This is a genomic window from Planifilum fulgidum, assembly GCF_900113175.1.
Lineage (GTDB): Bacteria > Bacillota > Bacilli > Thermoactinomycetales > DSM-44946 > Planifilum > Planifilum fulgidum.
Window position 1 is genome coordinate 1 of the sequence record NZ_FOOK01000036.1, and the last position, 18,711, is coordinate 18,711.

16 protein-coding genes are annotated in these 18,711 nt (G+C 60.0%); 15 read left to right on the plus strand and 1 reads right to left on the minus strand.

All coding sequences use genetic code 11. The annotated features are described in order from the left end of the window. A partial coding sequence (locus tag BM063_RS15075) for a transposase (RefSeq protein ID WP_483878454.1) occupies window positions 1-205 on the minus strand: 205 nt, incomplete at its 3' end. Between the two features lie 249 nt (window positions 206-454). Between BM063_RS15075 and mraZ the strand changes: the two genes are divergently transcribed. The 15 genes from mraZ (at window position 455) to ftsA (ending at window position 18,703) form a co-directional block, all read left to right on the plus strand. Then, entirely contained in the window at window positions 455-892 is a 438-nt protein-coding gene (gene mraZ, locus BM063_RS15080) for a division/cell wall cluster transcriptional repressor MraZ (RefSeq protein WP_092040887.1), read from the plus strand. 12 nt (window positions 893-904) lie between these two features. Then, on the plus strand, window positions 905-1,837 hold the full coding sequence (gene rsmH, locus BM063_RS15085) for a 16S rRNA (cytosine(1402)-N(4))-methyltransferase RsmH (RefSeq protein WP_092040890.1): 933 nt from the start codon (window positions 905-907) through the stop codon (window positions 1,835-1,837). 11 nt (window positions 1,838-1,848) lie between these two features. Then, entirely contained in the window at window positions 1,849-2,256 is a 408-nt protein-coding gene (ftsL, locus tag BM063_RS15090; RefSeq protein WP_092040893.1) for a cell division protein FtsL, read from the plus strand. Continuing rightward, window positions 2,253-4,043 (plus strand): peptidoglycan D,D-transpeptidase FtsI family protein, encoded by a 1,791-nt coding sequence (locus tag BM063_RS15095; protein WP_143085393.1) that lies wholly within the window; start codon window positions 2,253-2,255, stop codon window positions 4,041-4,043. The genes ftsL and BM063_RS15095 overlap by 4 nt, the downstream gene beginning before the upstream one ends. A 190-nt stretch (window positions 4,044-4,233) precedes the next feature. After that, window positions 4,234-6,165 (plus strand): stage V sporulation protein D, encoded by a 1,932-nt coding sequence (locus BM063_RS15100; RefSeq protein WP_092040900.1) that lies wholly within the window; start codon window positions 4,234-4,236, stop codon window positions 6,163-6,165. A 109-nt stretch (window positions 6,166-6,274) separates the two neighbouring features. Continuing rightward, a complete protein-coding gene (locus tag BM063_RS15105) occupies window positions 6,275-7,762 on the plus strand; it encodes a UDP-N-acetylmuramoyl-L-alanyl-D-glutamate--2,6-diaminopimelate ligase (protein WP_092040903.1) in 1,488 nt (495 codons plus the stop codon). A 32-nt stretch (window positions 7,763-7,794) separates the two neighbouring features. Beyond that, window positions 7,795-9,186 (plus strand): UDP-N-acetylmuramoyl-tripeptide--D-alanyl-D-alanine ligase, encoded by a 1,392-nt coding sequence (locus BM063_RS15110; protein WP_177199207.1) that lies wholly within the window; start codon window positions 7,795-7,797, stop codon window positions 9,184-9,186. After that, on the plus strand, window positions 9,186-10,190 hold the full coding sequence (mraY, locus tag BM063_RS15115) for a phospho-N-acetylmuramoyl-pentapeptide-transferase (RefSeq protein WP_092040955.1): 1,005 nt from the start codon (window positions 9,186-9,188) through the stop codon (window positions 10,188-10,190). Before BM063_RS15110 ends, mraY begins: the two co-directional genes overlap by 1 nt. Next, window positions 10,187-11,569, plus strand: a complete 1,383-nt coding sequence (gene murD, locus BM063_RS15120) for a UDP-N-acetylmuramoyl-L-alanine--D-glutamate ligase (protein WP_092040910.1) — start codon at window positions 10,187-10,189, stop codon at window positions 11,567-11,569. The genes mraY and murD overlap by 4 nt, the downstream gene beginning before the upstream one ends. Before the next feature lie 29 nt (window positions 11,570-11,598). Next, the gene (gene spoVE / locus BM063_RS15125; RefSeq protein ID WP_092040913.1) at window positions 11,599-12,696 is read left to right on the plus strand and encodes a stage V sporulation protein E; all 1,098 of its coding nucleotides are present in this window, start codon (window positions 11,599-11,601) and stop codon (window positions 12,694-12,696) included. A 115-nt stretch (window positions 12,697-12,811) separates the two neighbouring features. Then, window positions 12,812-13,915 (plus strand): undecaprenyldiphospho-muramoylpentapeptide beta-N-acetylglucosaminyltransferase, encoded by a 1,104-nt coding sequence (murG, locus tag BM063_RS15130; protein ID WP_092040959.1) that lies wholly within the window; start codon window positions 12,812-12,814, stop codon window positions 13,913-13,915. A gap of 122 nt (window positions 13,916-14,037) precedes the next feature. Next, a complete protein-coding gene (gene murB, locus BM063_RS15135) occupies window positions 14,038-14,961 on the plus strand; it encodes a UDP-N-acetylmuramate dehydrogenase (RefSeq protein ID WP_092040915.1) in 924 nt (307 codons plus the stop codon). A 215-nt stretch (window positions 14,962-15,176) separates the two neighbouring features. Further along, window positions 15,177-16,445 (plus strand): UDP-N-acetylglucosamine 1-carboxyvinyltransferase, encoded by a 1,269-nt coding sequence (murA, locus tag BM063_RS15140; protein ID WP_143085394.1) that lies wholly within the window; start codon window positions 15,177-15,179, stop codon window positions 16,443-16,445. A gap of 129 nt (window positions 16,446-16,574) precedes the next feature. Further along, on the plus strand, window positions 16,575-17,306 hold the full coding sequence (locus BM063_RS15145) for a cell division protein FtsQ/DivIB (RefSeq protein ID WP_092040918.1): 732 nt from the start codon (window positions 16,575-16,577) through the stop codon (window positions 17,304-17,306). A gap of 170 nt (window positions 17,307-17,476) precedes the next feature. Continuing rightward, a complete protein-coding gene (ftsA, locus tag BM063_RS15150; protein ID WP_092040920.1) occupies window positions 17,477-18,703 on the plus strand; it encodes a cell division protein FtsA in 1,227 nt (408 codons plus the stop codon). The last annotated feature ends 8 nt before the right edge of the window (window positions 18,704-18,711 follow it).

Here is an 18,711-nt window from a genome sequence, read left to right on the forward strand (position 1 = left end):
AACCGATCAAAAGCATTTTGAACAGCATGACCGGATCGATGCAAGGACGCCCATTATCTTGACAATACAAGGGGCGGCATTTTTCCGCGATAAACGAAAAGTCGATGGTTTCATTGATTTTTCTAAGCAAGTGATCTTGGGGAACAAGGTCTTCTATGTTGACTGTTTCGGGTTGAAATTCCCTGGATGGGTTCGTCCTGAACATATAAAAACCTTCCTTCGGAATTGTTTTATTCCGAATTCAACAAAAAAGGCTGTTGACCCTTCTTTGTCAACAGCCTCGACTGCCGACATTTGTCGGCAGTCCTTTTTTGTTTGATGCGATGGGTGCGCGGCGCAGGATGCGGCCCCCGATTTTGTCGTTTCCGCGATGCAGGATTTTTTGGAATGCATGTGGTATAATTTACAGTGTGGTGGAAAGTGGGGGAAAGTGGGGGGAGGGGGAGACGGCGGGATGTTCATGGGGGAATACCGGCATTCCCTGGACGATAAGGGTCGTCTGTTCATCCCTTCCAAATTCAGGGAGGGATTGGGTGCCTCCTTTGTCGTCACCCGCGGTCTGGACCGCTGTCTCTTCGCATATCCCCGCTCGGAATGGTCTCTCCTCGAACAGAAACTGAAGTCCCTTCCGTTTACCCGGGCAGATGCCCGCGCCTTCACGCGTTTTTTCTTTTCTGGAGCGATTGAAGCGGAATTGGACAAACAGGGGCGCATCAGCCTCCCCGCCCATCTTCGCCAGTATGCCAGTCTGGAAAAGGAATGTGTCGTGATCGGCGTTTCCAACCGGGTGGAGATTTGGAGCAAGGAAAATTGGGAATCCTACTTTGCAAGTTCGGAACAATCCTTCAACGAAATCGCGGAAAAACTGGTCGACTTCAACGTGGAACTGTAAGGGGGAACGCCGTTGTTCCGTCATGAGACGGTGTTGAGAGAGGAAGCCGTGGACGGCTTGAAGGTCCGCCCCGAGGGGATTTACGTGGATTGCACCCTCGGGGGAGGGGGACACAGCCGGCTGATCGCCGATCGCTTGGGTCCAGGCGGTCTGTTGATCGGCATCGATCAGGACCCGGATGCCCTTAAGGCCGCCCGGAAGCGGCTGGCCGGAGCCGGTTGCCGCATTCATCTTGTCCGGAGCAATTTCCGCCGCCTCGAAGAAATCCTGGACGAACTTCAGATTGATGAAGCGGACGGATTTCTTTTTGACTTGGGAGTCTCTTCCCCCCAGCTGGATCGGGAGGAACGGGGATTCAGCTATCACCGGGACGCTCCTTTGGACATGCGGATGGACCCCGACCGCGAGTTTACGGCCTATGATCTCGTCAACACATGGCCGGAGGAGGAGATTGCCCGAATTTTGTCGCAATACGGCGAGGAGCGTTTCGCCCGCCGGATCGCCGGGCGCATTGTCGAGCGGCGAAGGCGCGTTCCCATCCGGACCACCCGGGAGCTGGCGGAAATCATCAAGGAATCCATCCCCGCTCCTGCCCGCCGCCGCGGACCCCATCCCGCCCGCCGCTCGTTTCAGGCGATCCGCATCGCCGTCAACGATGAGCTGGGCGCCTTTTCCTCGGCCCTGGACCAGGCGATCAAGCGGCTTCGCAAGGGCGGAAGGATTTGCGTGATTTCCTTCCATTCGCTGGAGGACCGCATCTGCAAGCGTGCTTTTCAAGCGGGAGAACGGGGGTGTGTCTGTCCTTCGGACTTTCCCGTTTGCGTTTGCAATCAGCGTCCATTTCTCCGATCGGTGACAAAAAAACCGATTCTCCCCTCGCCGCGGGAGGTGGAACAGAATCCGCGGGCCCGATCGGCGAAATTGCGCATCGCTGAAAAGATATAGGAGGGTCAAAGATGATGGAGAACCGGGGAAGCGCCGCCAGAGCGGTCGCCTTTGAAGAGACCGCTGTCGAAAAAAAGAGAAGGCGGCTTCTGCAGGCGAGGGGATTGCCCGCCGGAGAGAAATTGTTGTATTTGTTCAGCGTGGTAGTATGCGTCGCGTTGGCCGCCCTGGTGATTTCACAATATGCGGAAGTGACGGAACTGAACGTGGAAATTCAAAAAGTGGAAGAAGAGACCAAGCGGATCCAGGAGATCAACCGGCAGCTGGAAGCGGAGAAGAACATGCTGAGCAGCGGGGAACGGATTCGCCGGTTTGCGGAGATGAAAGGCATGGTGCCGGCGGAAAATGTGAAGCCTTTTCCCTCCTCCGGCGACCGGAAAAACCTGAGCGAACAGGCGGACCGGGATAAGCAGGGGTGAAGGGAGTCGTCGAGATGGAGGGAAACCGGAAAACCATCCAGTTTCGCATTCTGCTGGTCTGTTTTTTGATCCTGGGACTGGTTTTTTCGATCACCCTTCGCTTGCTGTGGATCCAGACGGTGGATGCTTCCGATCTTCGCAAGCGGGCCGAAAAGATCTGGGAGAAACAGGAGCTGATCGAACCGAGCCGGGGGTCGATCACCGACCGGAACGGCGAGCCTTTGGTGCGGGACATCGTGAAGTACATCATCGCCGCCGACCCGACCCAGGTGGAGGATCCGAAGGAAGCGGCCGAAAAATTGTCCCCCATACTGAACATTCCCCGGGATGACCTGTACCGGAAGCTGAGCAACAAGGGGCTCAAACACGTGAAACTGATGGGCGGGGGCACCTACAAGGTTTCCCGGGATGTACAAAAGCGGGTCATGGATTTGAAGCTGGAGGGCATCTACGCCATCCCCACGGTGGGAAGGCAATATGTGGAGGGGAGCCTCGCCGCCCACGTCCTCGGTTTCGTCAATCTGGACAACAGCGGGGTCGGAGGGGTGGAGCAGCGTTACAACGATCAGCTGAAGGGGGAACCGGGGGAGATTCGCTTTAAAAAGGATGCCAGGGGCATCCGTTTTTCCGACGGGCCGGAGGAATTCCGTCCTCCCCGGCACGGCAAGGACCTGATTCTCACCCTGGATCGGGAAATCCAGTTTCATGTGGAGCGGGTTCTGGAACAGGCGATGGAACGCTACCGTGCCAAGGGGGCGACGGCGATTGTCGTCGATCCACGGAACGGCGATGTATTGGCGATGGCCAATCGCCCCACCTTTGATCCAGAACAGTACGCCACCACCCTGGAAACGGGCGTGAACGACGTCAACATCGCCATCAGCAACGTGTACGAGCCCGGATCCACCTTCAAGATCGTCACCCTGGCCGCGGCGATCGAAGAGGGGATGTTCCATCCGGAGCAGACTTTTGAGTCGGGGTCGATCCGGGTGGGAGGACGCCTGATTCGCGACTGGAATGGCGGCCGGGGTTGGGGGGAGATCACCTACCGGGAAGGGGTGTATCGCTCCAGCAACGTCGCCTTTGTGCTATTGGGACAGAGGCTGGGGCAGGATCGGATGATCCGGTATATCGAACGCTTCGGCTTCGGGCGGATCACCGATTCCACCGGCCGGAAAACGGGGATCGATCTGCCCGCCGAGGCAAAGGGGTATTTTTTCGGCCGCCGGCTTTATGAGTCCGAATTGGCCACCACCGCCTTCGGCCAAGGCATTGCCGTGACTCCGCTCCAGCAGGTGATGGCCGTCTCCGCCGTCGCCAACGGCGGAACCCTGTATAAGCCCCGCGTGGTCAAAGCGGTCCGGGACCCGGAGACGGGAAAACTGACGGAGAACAAGCCGGAGATTGTGAACGAACGGGTGATTTCCCCGGAGACCGCGGCCCAGGTTCGACAAATTTTGACCGGTGTGGTGGAGCATGGGACCGGCAGCGAGGCGGCCCTTGAGGATTACGCGGTGGCCGGGAAAACGGGGACGGCGCAAAAGCCGAAGGGCAGCGGCGGATACGCCTCCGACCGCCATTTTGTGTCCTTCGTGGGTTTTGCACCCGCGCAGTCGCCCAAGGTGGTGGTTTATGTCGCCCTGGACGAACCGTCGGTGGAGAGCGGCTCGGTTTCGGGCGGAACCGTCGCCGCCCCGGTCGCCCGGGAGATTCTGAAGGGCACCCTGAAGGCCCTGAAAATCAAACCCCAGCTTTCCTCTCTGGAGGATAGGGTAAACCTGGATTGATCCGGTGTTGAAGGGATTTCTCCCGCCGGGGGGAAATCCCTTTTCTCGTGGCCGAAAAAGGGGATGGGCGCCCCAAGGGGCGAAACAAAGGTTTTGCGCCTTCCGAAGGAAAGGGGAGAGCTTGTTCTAACTTCCCGGTCAAGAGAATATGGTGCAATAGGGGATCCGCAAAGAAAAGGGGGAGAAACGGTTGCGCGTACCCCACTCCTTGGTGCGCAAGCGCCTGTTTGTCGCACTTGTGGTGATCACTCTGGTATTTCTCGCTCTCTTCGGAAGATTGGCCTATGTGCAGCTGATCCGGGGGGACTGGCTCGCGGGGCGCGCCCAGGATTTGTGGACGCGGAACATCCCCTTCGAAGCCCAAAGGGGAAGGATAGTGGACCGGAACGGCGATGTGCTCGTCGATAACGTGAGCGCGCCCTCGGTCATGGCCATTCCCGCTCAGATCAAAAATCCCGCGGAGACGGCCCGCACGTTGGCCCGCTTGCTCCGGGCTTCCGAGGAGGAGATCTATCGCAAGATCACGAAGCGCGAGATGATTGTCCGCCTTTCCCCGGAAGGGAGGAAAATACCGGAGGAGCTGGCGCGGAAAATCCAGGGGCTTCGCCTGCCGGGAATTGTCGTGGTGGAGGACAGCAAGCGCCATTATCCCCACGGCTCCCTGGCCGCCCATCTTTTGGGCTTCACCGGAATTGACAACCAGGGATTGTCCGGCATCGAGCTGGTGTACGATGAACAGCTGGCGGGGACCCCGGGATATGTCTCCTTTTCCGCCAACGCCAAAGGGGAGAAGCTTCCCGGAGGAGAGGACAGGTATACGCCGCCCCGGGACGGAATGGACTTGATGCTGACCGTCGACCGGACGATCCAAGCGGTGTTGGAGCGGGAATTGGATCAGGCCATGGCCCAGTATCAACCGGAGAATGTCCTGGCCATCGCCATGGATCCCCGGACGGGAGAAATTCTCGGGATGGGCAGCCGTCCCACCTTCCGGCCCGACCGCTATCAGGAAACCGATCCGCGGATCTATAACCGGAACCTGCCCATCTGGAAAACCTACGAACCCGGTTCCACCTTCAAGATCATCACTCTGGCGGCCGCTTTGGAGGAAAACAAGGTGAATCTGAAGGAGCATTTTTTCGATCCGGGATATGCGGAGGTGGGCGGAGCGCGCTTGCGCTGTTGGAGGAGCGGGGGACACGGGAGCCAGACTTATCTGGAAGTGGTCGAAAATTCCTGCAACCCCGGCTTTGTCAACCTGGGCCAGCGCCTGGGGAAGGACACCCTGTTTAAATACATCCGCCTGTTCGGTTTCGGGAGAAAGACGGGGATCGATTTGAGCGGAGAGGCGCGGGGAATCCTGTTTGCGCCGGATCGGATCGGTCCCGTGGAGCTGGCCACCACCGCCTTCGGCCAGGGGGTGTCGGTGACTCCCATCCAGCAGGTGACCGCTGTTTCCGCGGCGATCAACGGGGGAAAACTGATGGAACCGCATTTGGCGAAAGCGTGGATCGATCCGAAGACCGGGAAGGTCGTGAAGGAGATTCCCCCCCGGATGAAAAGGCGGGTGATTTCGGAGGAGACCTCCCGGCAGGTGCGCCGCGCCCTGGAGAGCGTGGTGGCCAGGGGGACCGGACGCAAGGCGTTCATCGACGGATACCGGGTGGGGGGGAAGACCGGTACGGCGCAAAAGGTCGGACCGAACGGACGATACCTGCCCAACAACCACATTGTCTCCTTCATCGGGTTTGCCCCGGCGGATGATCCGCGGATCGTGGTTTACGTGGCCGTGGACAATCCGAAGGGCGTCCAGTTCGGCGGCGTGGTGGCCGCGCCGATCGTGCGGAACATTCTGGACGATTCCTTGCGTTATCTGGGGGTGAAAAAGCGCAAGGGCCAAATTCCGCCCGAACGGGTGCCGACAGAGGAGCCTTATGTGACCGTGCCGGACCTGATCGGGGAAGACGTGGACAAGATCCGCACCAGCCTGTTTTCCGAACCCCTCGAGGTGGTCGGGAAGGGGGATGTCGTGATCAACCAGCTTCCCAAGCCCGGTCAGCGGGTGAAAAAGGGGACGCCGATTCGCATCTATTTGGGTGACAAAACCACGAAAGGAGATTAAAATAGGGAGTGTGAAAAAGCCATCCCTGCCAGGAAGAAACCTGGCATTTATCGTGTCTTTCCCCGTTTTTTTCGGCCTTTGGGAAAGGCAGCGGCTGAGGAGGACAGCGATGAGACTGGAGGAACTGATCCGACCGCTCCTGCTGAAAGAGGTAACGGGAAACCCCGGTGTCGAAATCCGGGGGGTGGAGACGGATTCCCGCCGCGTCCGGCCCGGGGATCTGTTCATCGCATTGCGCGGGTTTACGGTGGACGGTCACCGGTATGTGCCCGAAGCGGTCCGGCGGGGTGCCGCCGCCGTGGTGGCGGAGGAGGCGGTGGAGGCGCCCGTCCCGGTGGTGCGGGTTCCCGACACCCGGCGGGCAATGGCCGTTCTGGCCGCCACCTTTTACCGCCATCCGACGCGGGAGCTGAAGCTGATCGGCGTGACCGGGACCAACGGCAAAACGACCACTTCTCACCTGATACAAACCATCCTGAATGACCGGGGAACGCCCGCCGGGCTGATCGGCACGATCCACATGCGCATCGGCGACCGCTCCTATCCCGTGCGTAACACGACGCCGGAGGCGGTGGACCTGCAGCGAAGTTTTCGCTGGATGTGCGATGAAGGATGCCGTTATGCGGTGATTGAAGCCTCCTCCCACGCCCTGGATCTCGGCCGCACCCGGGGCTGTGAGTTTCATGCCGCCGTTTTTACCAATCTGACCCGGGATCATCTCGACTACCACGGCACGATGGAGAAGTACCGGGAGGCCAAGGGCTTGCTGTTCAGCCAGTTGGGGAACCGCTTTTCCGATGAGCCGGGGGAAAACCGGTATGCGGTGCTGAACGCGGATGATGAAGCATCCGCCTATTTTGCCCGGATCACCCCCCAGCAGGTGATCACCTACGGGATCGAAAGCCCCGCGGATGTCCGGGCGGAAAACATTCAGATCCGCAGCGAGGGGACTTCCTTCACCCTGCGCACTTTTCGCGGGTCGATCGATGTCCGCCTGCAGCTGGTCGGAAAGTTCAGCGTATACAATGCGCTGGCCGCGGCGGCCGTCGCCCTGGCGGAAGGGGTGCCCCTGGAGGCGATCCGGGGCAGTTTGGAGGCGGTCACCGGGGTGGCCGGGCGCTTTGAAAAGGTGGACGAAGGGCAACCTTTCACCGTATTGGTCGATTATGCCCACACGCCGGACAGTTTGCAAAATGTGCTCGAGACGATTCGCGGCTTCGCCCGCGGATCCGTATACTGCGTCGTGGGATGCGGCGGGGACCGGGACCGGGGCAAGCGTCCCCGGATGGCCCGAATCGCCGCGGAGCACAGCGATGTGGTCATCCTCACTTCGGACAATCCCCGCTCCGAAGATCCAGAGGCGATTATCGCCGACATGTTGGAAGGGCTTGACGGGGAGATGCGGGAGCGGACCGTCACCCTGGTGGATCGGCGGGAAGCCATCCGCTACGCCGTGGATCGGGCTGCCCCCGGCGACGTGGTGTTGATTGCCGGAAAGGGGCACGAGACGTATCAGGAAATCAAGGGTGTCCGTTACGATTTCGATGACCGCGAGGTAGCCCGCGAGGCCCTCCGCGCCCGGGGCCGGGTTGGATGAGTGGGCGTAAGATTTGCTTGGGAGGCCGCATGATGCAAGAAACTTGTCACTGGATTCGAAAGCGGGTGGGAGGAGACTGGATCGGTTCCGTCGCCGACCGTCATCTGCTGGTGGACGGCGTTTCCACCGACACGCGGAAGCCGATGCCCAACCGATTGTTTGTTCCCCTTGTCGGCACCCGCTTCGATGGACACGATTTTTTGACAGAGGCGGTAAAGCAGGGGGCGGCGGCCGCCCTCTGGCAGCGGGATCATCCGCTTCCCGAAACCCCGCCCATTCCCCTCATCCTGGTGGACGACACCCTGAAGGCCCTGCAGGAGCTGGCTGCGGCGGTTCGCCGGCAGTGGGAGATTCCGGTGGTCGGGGTCACCGGAAGCAACGGAAAAACGACGACCAAGGAACTGATCGCCGGCGTCTTGTCTTCCCGGTATCGGGTACATAAGACCGAAGGGAATTTGAACAACCACATCGGTTTGCCCCTGACCCTTCTCTCCGCTCCCCCGGATGCGGAAGCGGCCGTGGTGGAGATGGGAATGAATCACCGGGGCGAAATCGCCCTTCTTTCCCGGCTGGCCGCCCCGGACATCGGGGTGATCACCAACGTGGGCGATGCCCACCTGGAGTTTTTGGGCAGCCGGGAGGGAATCGCCGAGGCCAAGCTGGAAATCCGGGAAGGGCTGTCGGAGGAGGGAACCCTGATCATCCACGGGGATGAGCCCCTTCTCACCGGGCGGGTCCGCGGGGAGTCCCGGAAAGTCATCCGCATCGGCTGGGGAAGGGAAAACGATGACTTCCCCGAAGATGTCACCCTTTCCGAAAAAGGGATCTCCTTCCGCTCGGCGGCGTACGGGACCCGCTTTGAACTTTTCCTTCCCGGCCGGCACAATGTCCTCAATGCGTTGATGGCGGCGGCCGTCGGCCGCGTCCTGGGCCTTCCGGAGGAGGCGATTGCCGAGGGCCTCCGGCGCGTCCGCCCCGCGGGAATGCGGCTGGAGACGGTCGTTGCGGAAAACGGGATGCGCGTCATCAACGATGCCTACAACGCCAATCCCACTGCGGTCCGCGCCGCCATCGACTGGCTTGCGGACCTGGAGCCGGAAAAGGAGAAGTGGGTGCTTCTCGGCGACATGACGGAATTGGGGGCGGATGAGGAGCGTTATCACCGGGAAATCGGCCGGTATGCCGTTGAAAAAGGGGTCCGACGGGTGTATACTTTCGGCGACCGGGGAAAATGGATCGCCGAAGGGGCGAAGGAGGCCGGCAAGGAGATTCGGGCGGAGCATTTCGCTTCGCTGGAGGATGCGGCCAAAACGTTGAGGGATCAGGGAAACGAAGGCGTTTTGCTTTTGGTGAAGGCCTCCCGGATGGTCCGCCTGGAGCGGGTTGTGCAGGATTTAATAAAAAGGGAGTCGTCGGGAACATGATGGATATCCGGATCATTCTCATCACGATATTGGTGGCATTTTTCATCGGCGTCTTTTTGGGCCCGATGTTCATACCCATTCTGAAGCGGCTCAAATTCGGACAGAGCATCCGAGAAGAAGGACCGAAGGCGCACCAGAAAAAGGCGGGAACTCCCACGATGGGCGGTACGATCATTCTCACGTCCATCGTCCTGACGGCGCTTCCCTTCACCAATTTGATTGAACTTGAAATGGTGAACGCCGACTTGTTCTTCCTTCTCTTCGCCACGTTGGGTTACGGGATCATCGGTTTTCTTGACGACTACATCAAAGTGGTCATGAAGCGGAATCTGGGCCTGACCGCGAAGCAAAAGCTGCTGGGGCAATTGTTCATCGGGCTGGTCCTCTTTTGGGTTCTGCTGAAAGTCCGGGTGATCGAAGGGGATTGGAACGCCATTTCCACCATTAAAATTCCCGGAACGGATCTGGAATTCTGGCTCAATTGGCTGTACCTGCCGCTGTTGATGCTGATGCTGATCGGATCCTCCAACGCCGTCAATCTGACCGACGGATTGGACGGTCTTCTGGCGGGAACGGCGGCGATCGCCTACGGGGCCTATGCCATCATCGGCCTGGTTCAAAGCAATTATACGGTCGCCATTTTCTCCGCGGCGGTGGTGGGGGCGCTCCTCGGATTCCTCGTCTTCAACGCCCATCCAGCCAAGGTGTTCATGGGAGACACCGGCTCCCTGGCTCTGGGAGGCGGTCTGGCGGCCTTGGCGGTGATCACCAAGACGGAACTTTTGCTGCTCGTGATCGGAGGCGTGTTCGTCCTCGAAGCGCTGTCCGTCATGATTCAGGTGACTTCCTTCAAGCTCCGGGGCAAGCGGGTGTTCCGCATGAGCCCGCTGCACCACCATTTTGAACTGGGCGGCTGGTCCGAGTGGCGCGTCGTCACCACCTTCTGGTTCGTCGGTTTCCTCTTCGCCGGACTGGGCATCTATCTGGAGGTGTTCCTCCGATGAATCCTTCCCCGGTCCGGTGGGACGGCCGTTCCGTCGTCGTCCTCGGGATGGGAAAAAGCGGGATTGCGGCGGCCAAACTGCTTCATTCCCTCGGGGCGAAGGTTTTGGTCAACGACCGGAAACCCCGGTCGGAATGTCCCGAGGCGGAGGCGTTGGAGCGGATGGGCATCCGGGTGGTTCTCGGGGGCCATCCGCCAACTCTTTTGGACGGGAAGGTGGATCTTCTCGTCAAAAATCCGGGGATTCCCTACCGGGTTCCTCCCGTCAGGGAGGCGATCCGGCGGGGAATCCCCGTCGTGACCGAAGTGGAGATCGCCGCGCAAATGATCCCGTCTCCCATTGCGGGCATCACCGGTTCCAACGGAAAGACGACCACCACCTCGCTGGTCGGTCACATGTTGCGCACCGGCGGTTTGGAGGCCCGGGTGGCGGGCAACATCGGGCGCGCCCTGTCCGAGCTGGTGGGTGAGGCGAAGCCCGAAGAGTGGCTGGTGGTGGAGCTGAGCAGTTTCCAGCTGAAGGGAACCGAAACCTTTCATCCGCGGGTGGCCGCCCTCCTCAACATCGTCCCCGCCCACCTGGATTACCACGGGACGATGGAGGATTACATCGCCTCCAAAATGCGGCTCTTTCAAAACCAGACCGCCGCGGATGTGGCCGTTCTCAACCGGGATTGCCCGGCCGTCCGGGAAAGGGCTTCCCGGCTGAAGGCCCGCGTGCGGTGGTTCAGCAGGCAGTCGGAGGTGCCGTGCGGAGCCTTCGTGCGGGAGGGCCGGATGGTGCTGCGCACCCCCGAGGGGGAGGAACGAAATCTCATTTCCGTGGAGGAACTCCCCCTGCCGGGGGTGCACAATCTGGAAAACGCCCTGGCCGCCGCGGCGATCGCTTCCGCCTGCGGCTGTCCGGAGGAGGGGCTGATCGAAGGGCTCCGGACCTTTCGCGGGGTTCCCCACCGCTTGGAGTATGTGGCGACCGTCGATGGAGTCCGCTATGTCAACGATTCCAAGGCGACCAACGCGCAGGCGGCGATCCGGGCCCTGGAGTCCTTCCCGGAGCCGATCGTGTGGATTGCCGGCGGTTTGGACCGGGGAGACGACTTTGCCGCATTGGTTCCCCATCTGGCCCGGCGCGTCAAAGGAGTGGTCGCCTACGGGGAAGCGGGCCCCCTCCTGCTGAAGCGGGCGGAGGAGGCGGGCGTTCCCCGGCGCCGGGCGGCGAAGGATGTGCTTGAGGCGGTCGAGCTGGCGCGACGCATGGCCGAAGAAGGAGACGTCGTTCTGTTGTCCCCCGCATGTGCCAGTTGGGATCTTTACACCTCTTTCGAGGAACGGGGCGACATTTTTAAAGGGGCGGTGCATAGGCTGGTAAAGAAAGCTTGACCAACCCTCTTTTAAGAGGTGAAACGCCCATGCCCAAGGACCGGACGTCTCCCGATTTCGTGATCGTCATCGCCATTCTGCTGTTGGTGACCATCGGGGTGATCATGGTATACAGCGCCAGCGCCGCCTATGCCCATCACAATTACGGGGACAGCTTGTACTACGCCAAGAGACAGCTTCTGTTTGCGGCCGTGGGCGTTTTTCTGATGTTTCTCATCGCCCAAGCCGATCCGAAACTGTTTGTCAGATGGGCCAAACCGGGGCTTCTCCTCTGTTTTCTCCTGTTGCTGGTGGTGCTGATTCCGGGAGTGGGGATTCTGCGCAACGGCGCCCGCAGCTGGCTGGGAATCGGCGCCTTCAGCATTCAGCCTTCGGAATTCACCAAGCTCGGCATGATCGCTTTCCTGGCCCGCTATCTCTCGGAAAATGCCTCTCGCCTCCACTCCTTTTTCCGCGGTCTGCTCTTGCCCCTTTCCGTCATAGGGGCCGCTTTCGGACTGATCATGTTGCAGCCGGATCTGGGAACCGGGGCGGTGCTCGTGGGAACGGGCATTGTAATGATTTTTTGCGCCGGCGCCCGCATGAAGCACCTGTTCGGCCTGGCCATGGCGGGGGTGGCCGGCTTTGCCGGGCTCGTGCTGGCCGCTCCGTACCGGATCCAGCGCATCGTCGCCTTCCTCAATCCGTGGCAGGATCCCCTGGGGGCGGGCTATCAGGTGATTCAGTCCCTTTATGCGGTCGGCCCCGGAGGGTTGTTGGGCCTCGGGTTGGGGATGAGTCGGCAGAAGCACCTTTATTTGCCCGAGCCTCATACCGATTTCATTTTTTCCATTCTGGCCGAGGAGCTGGGTTTTTTGGGCGCCGGCACGGTGATCCTCCTGTTTGCCGTGCTGGTCTGGCGGGGTCTCAGGGTGGCCATCGCCGCGCCGGACCGCTTCAGCGCGTTGTTGGCCGTCGGGGTGTCGGCGATGATCGCCATCCAGGCCATCATCAATATCGGAGTGGTGACCGGGGCCTTTCCCATCACGGGAATCACCCTCCCCTTTCTCAGCTACGGGGGATCGTCGCTCATTTTGACGCTGACAGGGGCCGGCATTCTGCTCAACCTCTCCCGAAGGATTCGCTAGAAAAGGGAGATGCATGAGGGCGGGGATTCCGGTGCGCACTTCCCCTGTCGATAAAAGCGGGAAACCATCGAGGCTTTTTCCGATTCAACGAATTTGGGGGATATGGGGGATCAGCATGAAGAGAATCTTGCTTTCCGGCGGAGGAACGGGTGGACACATCTATCCCGCATTGGCCATCGCCAATGCCGTGCGCAGGCGTTATCCCGACGTGAAGATCGCCTACATCGGAACGGAAAACGGTCTGGAGGCCCGGATCGTTCCCCGGTCGGGGGACATTGCTTTTTATACCGTGAAGATCCAGGGGTTCAGGCGGTCCCTTTCCCTGGAAAATCTGCGCACGGTCAGCAAATTTGTGGTGGCGGTCAAGCGCTCCAAGGAGCTGCTCAGGGAGTTTCGCCCGGATGTGGTCGTCGGGACGGGAGGATACGTCAGCGGTCCGGCGGTTTTTGCCGCCCATCGCCTGGACATTCCCACCCTGATCCATGAACAGAACGTCGTTCCGGGATTGACCACGCGGTTCTTGGCGCGGTATGCCGACACCACCGCCGTGAGCTTTACCAGTTCCGAAATCTACCTGGAACATGCGAAACGCCTCGTCCACACGGGAAATCCCCGGGCGACCGAAGTGATTCACGGAGACGCCGAAAAGGGAAGGAGGTCCCTGGGGCTCGACGGTTCCGACAAGCCGATCGTCCTCTTTGTCGGCGGAAGCCGGGGCGCCCGCCCGATCAATGAGGCGGTGTTGCAGATGGTTCCGCGGATGGCGGAACTTCCGGATGTCTATTTTGTTTATGTGACCGGTGAGATTCATTATGAGGAAATCCGGCGCCGGCTGGATGGACGAGCTCCGGAAAATCTCCGGGTGGTGCCGTTCATCTATGACATGCCGGATGTTCTGGCGGCCACTTCCCTGGCGGTCGGCCGGGCGGGGGCGTCCACGCTGGCGGAATTGACCGCCCTCGGCATTCCTTCCATCTTGATTCCTTCACCCTATGTCACCAACAACCACCAGGAGGCCAACGCCCGTTGGTTGGAGGGGCAGGGGGCCGCCCGGGTGATTCTGGAGCGGGAGTGCACGGGGGATCGTCTGTGGGAGGAGATCTCGGGTCTCATGAAGGATCCCCTGAAACTCCGTTCCATGGGGGACAAGGCGAGAAACCTCGGCCGGCCGAAGGCGGCGGAGGTGTTGGTGGATGAGCTCGAAAGGATTTGCCGCTGAAGGCAAAATGGGAACCGATCCCATTGGGCTATCGTCACAAAAAGCGATGCGGGGCATAAGATATCGTAAACCGCGCTCGATTCAATGGATCCCGCAGGGGAAACGCGAAGGGGGGCACGCCGGTGAAACCGATCGTCCGGGAATTGATCGATGCAGGGGTGAAGGATGTTCGCACCGATGAACCCTTGTCACAGCACACCACGTGGAGGGTGGGAGGGCCTGCCGATCTCTTCATCTATCCCCGCAGCAAGGACGAACTGGAACGGGCGATGCAAATCGTCCGCAGACACGGACTTCCGTGGCGGGTGATCGGACGCGGTTCCAACTTGTTGGTCCGGGATGGTGGAATCCGCGGCGCCGTGTTCAAGATCGGGGAGGGATTGGACGGTCTTTCGATTGATGGCACGCGCGTTGTCGCGGGAGGGGGATGTTCGCTGATCAAGCTGTCGCGTCAGACGGCGCGGCAGGGCTTGACCGGGCTGGAGTTCGCCGAAGGAATTCCCGGCACGGTGGGGGGTGCCGTTTGTATGAACGCCGGCGCCCACGGATCCGAAACCTCCCGGGTGTTGACGTCGGCGGAAGTGCTTCTGGATTCTGGGGAACGGGTCGTTCTCAGCAAGGAAGAGTTGGGCTTCCGCTATCGAACGTCCGTGTTGCAAGGAAAAGTGAAGGGGATCGTTACCGAAGCGACTTTTCAGCTGGCCCACGGGGATCCGCAAAAAATCGCCGCTGAGATGGCCCGATACCGGGACCGGCGCAAGCAGACCCAACCCCTTCAATATCCCTGTGCGGGCAGCGTCTTCCGCAATCCACCGGGCGATCATGCGGGTCGTCTGATCGAGGCATCGGGACTGAAGGGTTATCGCGTGGGAGATGCCGAGGTGTCGACCCAGCATGCCAATTTCATCATCAATCGCGGGCAAGCCACGGCAACGGACGTGTTGGCGCTGATCGACCACATCGTCCGCACCGTAGAGGAACGCTTCGGCGTGAGGTTGAAGACGGAAGTGCAGGTGGTGGGCGAAGCCGAAGCTCCTCACTCCTGAAACACCGGGGAAGGGAGAACCCGGGGGATACCCGCAAATTCCGAAACTTGACCGTAGAGATCATCCGCGGCCGATGAAACCATATTGCTGAAATGTTTCCAATTGCACCGAACGGGTTGTTGTGTCCACCCCCAACAGGGGGGATCGACGCTTGCCCTGCGATCCTGGGCCGATGAGGAGGGGGCTGACGGCGGATAGCAAACGGGGGTGGAACATTGGAACAATTTGTCATCGAAGGCGAGAAACCTCTGTACGGAACGGTCCGCATCCATGGCGCCAAAAACGCGGCCCTGCCCATTCTGGCGGCCACGCTTCTGAGCGGAGGCATTCATGAAATACACGATGTTCCCCGGTTGAAGGACATCGAAGTGATGGGCCGCATTTTGGGAGCGCTGGGTGCCCGCTTTTCCCGGACCGGAAACCGGATCCAGGTGGATGCATCCACACTGCGGACCTGTCACATTCCCGACGTATTGATGCGTCAAATGCGGTCCTCCATTTTTTTGATGGGGCCGCTGCTGTCCCGGCTGGGGGAAGTGAGCGTGACTCGTCCGGGCGGGTGCGCCATCGGCAGCCGTCCCATCGATCTCCATCTATACGGATTGCGGAGCCTGGGGGCGCGCATCGAGGAAAAGGACGGGCTGATCCGCTGTTCCGCCCGCAAATTGACCGGGGCGACGATTCACTTCAAAACCCCCAGTGTGGGCGCCACGGAAAATGTCATGTTGGCGGCAGTGAGGGCGGAGGGCACGACGGTGATCCGCAATGCCGCCCGGGAGCCGGAAATCGTGGACCTCCAAGCTTTTCTCAACCGGATGGGGGCGGATGTCCGGGGGGCCGGGACGGACACGATCGTCATCCGCGGAGTCCGGGAGCTTCGTCCCGCCTCCCACGAAATTATTCCGGACCGCATCGTTGCCGGAACCCTGGCTGTGGCTGCGGCGGCCGCGGGAGGAGAAGTGACGCTGACCAACACGATTCCCGATCATCTTCGCTGCACCCTAAACCTGCTGAAACGGGCGGGGGTGAGCGTCAGCTCCGAAGGGGATGCGATCCGCGTCCGATCCGAGGGTCGCCACCGGGCGGTGGGGCGGATCGAAACTCAGCCCTACCCCGGTTTTCCCACCGACATGCAGCCGCAAATGATGGCCTTCCTCTGTCTGGCCGAAGGGACCAGCGTCATATGTGAACGGATTTTCGACGCCCGGCTGAAGCATGTCGGTGAACTGGTGCGGATGGGGGCCGATTTGACGGTGGACGGCAATACCGTCTGGATTCGCGGGGTTCCCCATCTGACCGGCGCCGATGTGGAAGCGACCGATCTGCGGGCCGGGGCGGCCCTGGTGGTCGCAGGTCTGGCCGCAAGGGGGATCACCCGGGTCGGCGGCGTCCAACACATCGACCGGGGATATGAGGGATTGGAGGAAATATTGCGCTCCCTGGGAGGAAGAATTTACCGAAATTCCCCTTCCGATTCCGATTGACACAGCGGCACGTCACGTGCAGCTGTTTTTTGTGTCTTGGCACGGCTTGACAATTTCCGTTTTTTTGAATTAAGCTGGGGAAAAGCTGCAGCACTTGTCCCTGCGGCGGCAAAGGGGGAAGAATGCGCGATGGATGATCGGGTGCCTCCTTACCGGGAACGTTCCCGGCAGAATCCTCCCCCGTCCCGATGGGCCGTTCCTTTCACCCTTCTTTTTTTCACCTCGCTGATGGTCGCCTTTTTTTTGCATTCCCCGCTGGGAAGAGTGGAAACGATCCTCATTGAAGGAAACCATTTGGTGACCAAACGGGAAATTCTGGACAAAATCCGCCTGAATAAGGGGGCTTCTTTTTTTCGATGGGATGCCGGACGGGCGGAACAGATCCTCGAGGACATGCCTGAGATCGATGATGCACAGGTGGACAAGTCCTTCCCGGGGAAGGTTCGGATCCGCATCAGGGAAAGCCGTCAGGTCGCCCTCTGGAGGCAGGGGGACAAGCTGGTTCCCGTTCTCGCCAACGGACGGATTTTGACGAAACGGCCCTGGGAAGACGGGTCCCCGTCCGTGCCGGTCTTGTCCGATTGGGGAGCGAACGCGGAGGAAAGATCGGCCCTGGCCCGGGAATTGGGGCTTTTGCCCCGGAAAAGGCTGAAGGAGATTGTCGAGATCCGGCCCGGAATGGATCCGGTCTATCGCGACGTGGTCCGCGTCCACACGCGCTGGGGGCACGAAGTCCGGTTGAGAATCAAGGAATTTCATAAGAAAATGGAGCTGTACTCCGAGTTTCGCCACCATCCTCCAGGAACGATTTATCTCATCGATTCGATCCGCTTTGTTCCGGAACGGCGGGGAGGGGAGTAGATGGGGAATTTTGCCTTTAACGGACTTTTAAACAAAAAATAGAGCGGAGGAAAGAGGGGAAACCCTCTCCGGTGTTGAATAAATGAACCAACGAACGTTTCCCTTGTCCCCCCTATGGGAAACGCCTCCCATTTTCCACCACCACTTTCGGGCAAGGAGGTGCCCATCATTTGCGCGGAGATTACATCGCCACATTAGATATCGGATCATCCAATGTACGAGTGATCGTGGCCGAAATCGAAAACGGAAAACCGCACGTTGCCGGAATCGGTTCGGCAGTCTCCAGGGGGATGAGAAAGGGAGCGATCATCGACATCGACCATACCGTCGAGTCCATCCGGGAAGCGGTGGACAAGGCGGAGCAAATGGTTGGGATAGACATTTCCGACGTGTACGTGGGGATTTCCGGGGATCACATCTCTCTGCAGCCCAGTCATGGAGTTGTCGCCGTTTCCGGCGAAAGCCGGGAAATCGGAAGAGAGGACATCGAACGGGTCCTCGAGGCCTCCCGCATGACGGCGTTGCCGCCGGAGCGCACCATCATCGAAGTGGTTCCGAAGCAGTTCATCGTCGACGGCCTCGGGGGGATCCGGGATCCCTCCCGCATGATCGGTGTTCGCCTCGAAGTGGATGCCATCCTCGTCACGGGCACCAAGACCATCGTCCACAACGTCTTGCGTTGTGTGGAACGCGCCTCCCTCACAGTGTCAGGGTTTGTCCTGCTTCCCCTTGCAGCCGGTGAATACTGTCTTTCTCCCGACGAGAAAAATCTGGGTGTCGTCTTTGCGGATATCGGAGGTGGAGCGACTTCGCTGGCCATTTTTGAGCATGGGCATTTGGTCGCAACCGCCGTGGTTCCGATCGGGGGAGAGTACATAACGAACGATATCGCCTATGGACTCCGAACCCAGAAAGAGACGGCGGAACAGTTGAAAAGGAAGTACGGGGTTGCCTCCATCCAACACGCATCCAGCGATGTGACATTTCCGGTTTCGACCATCGGCAACCGGGAAAAAACAATAAGTCAGGTCGATTTGGCCCATATCATCGAACCGCGGGTGGAAGAGATTTTTTACCTGATCCGCCAGCAGGTGGAATCCCTCGGATTTTCCGGTGAACCTGCCGCCGGCTACGTGTTGACGGGTGGAACGGTGTCGATTCCCCACACGTTGGCGGTGGCTCAACAGTCCCTGGGACCGGCGGTCCGCATCGCCACACCGACGGAATCGGGCTTCAAGGATCCCTCGTTTACGGGAGGCGTGGGCATGGTCCATTATCTTCTCAGGGGACCGCTGAATCGGCAGGCTTCCGGCTCGGAAAAATCCTCCCGGCAGAAGAGTCAGCGGGGTCCCTCACCTCTGGAACGGATGAAGAAATGGCTGAGCGAATTCATCTGAACAAGCAA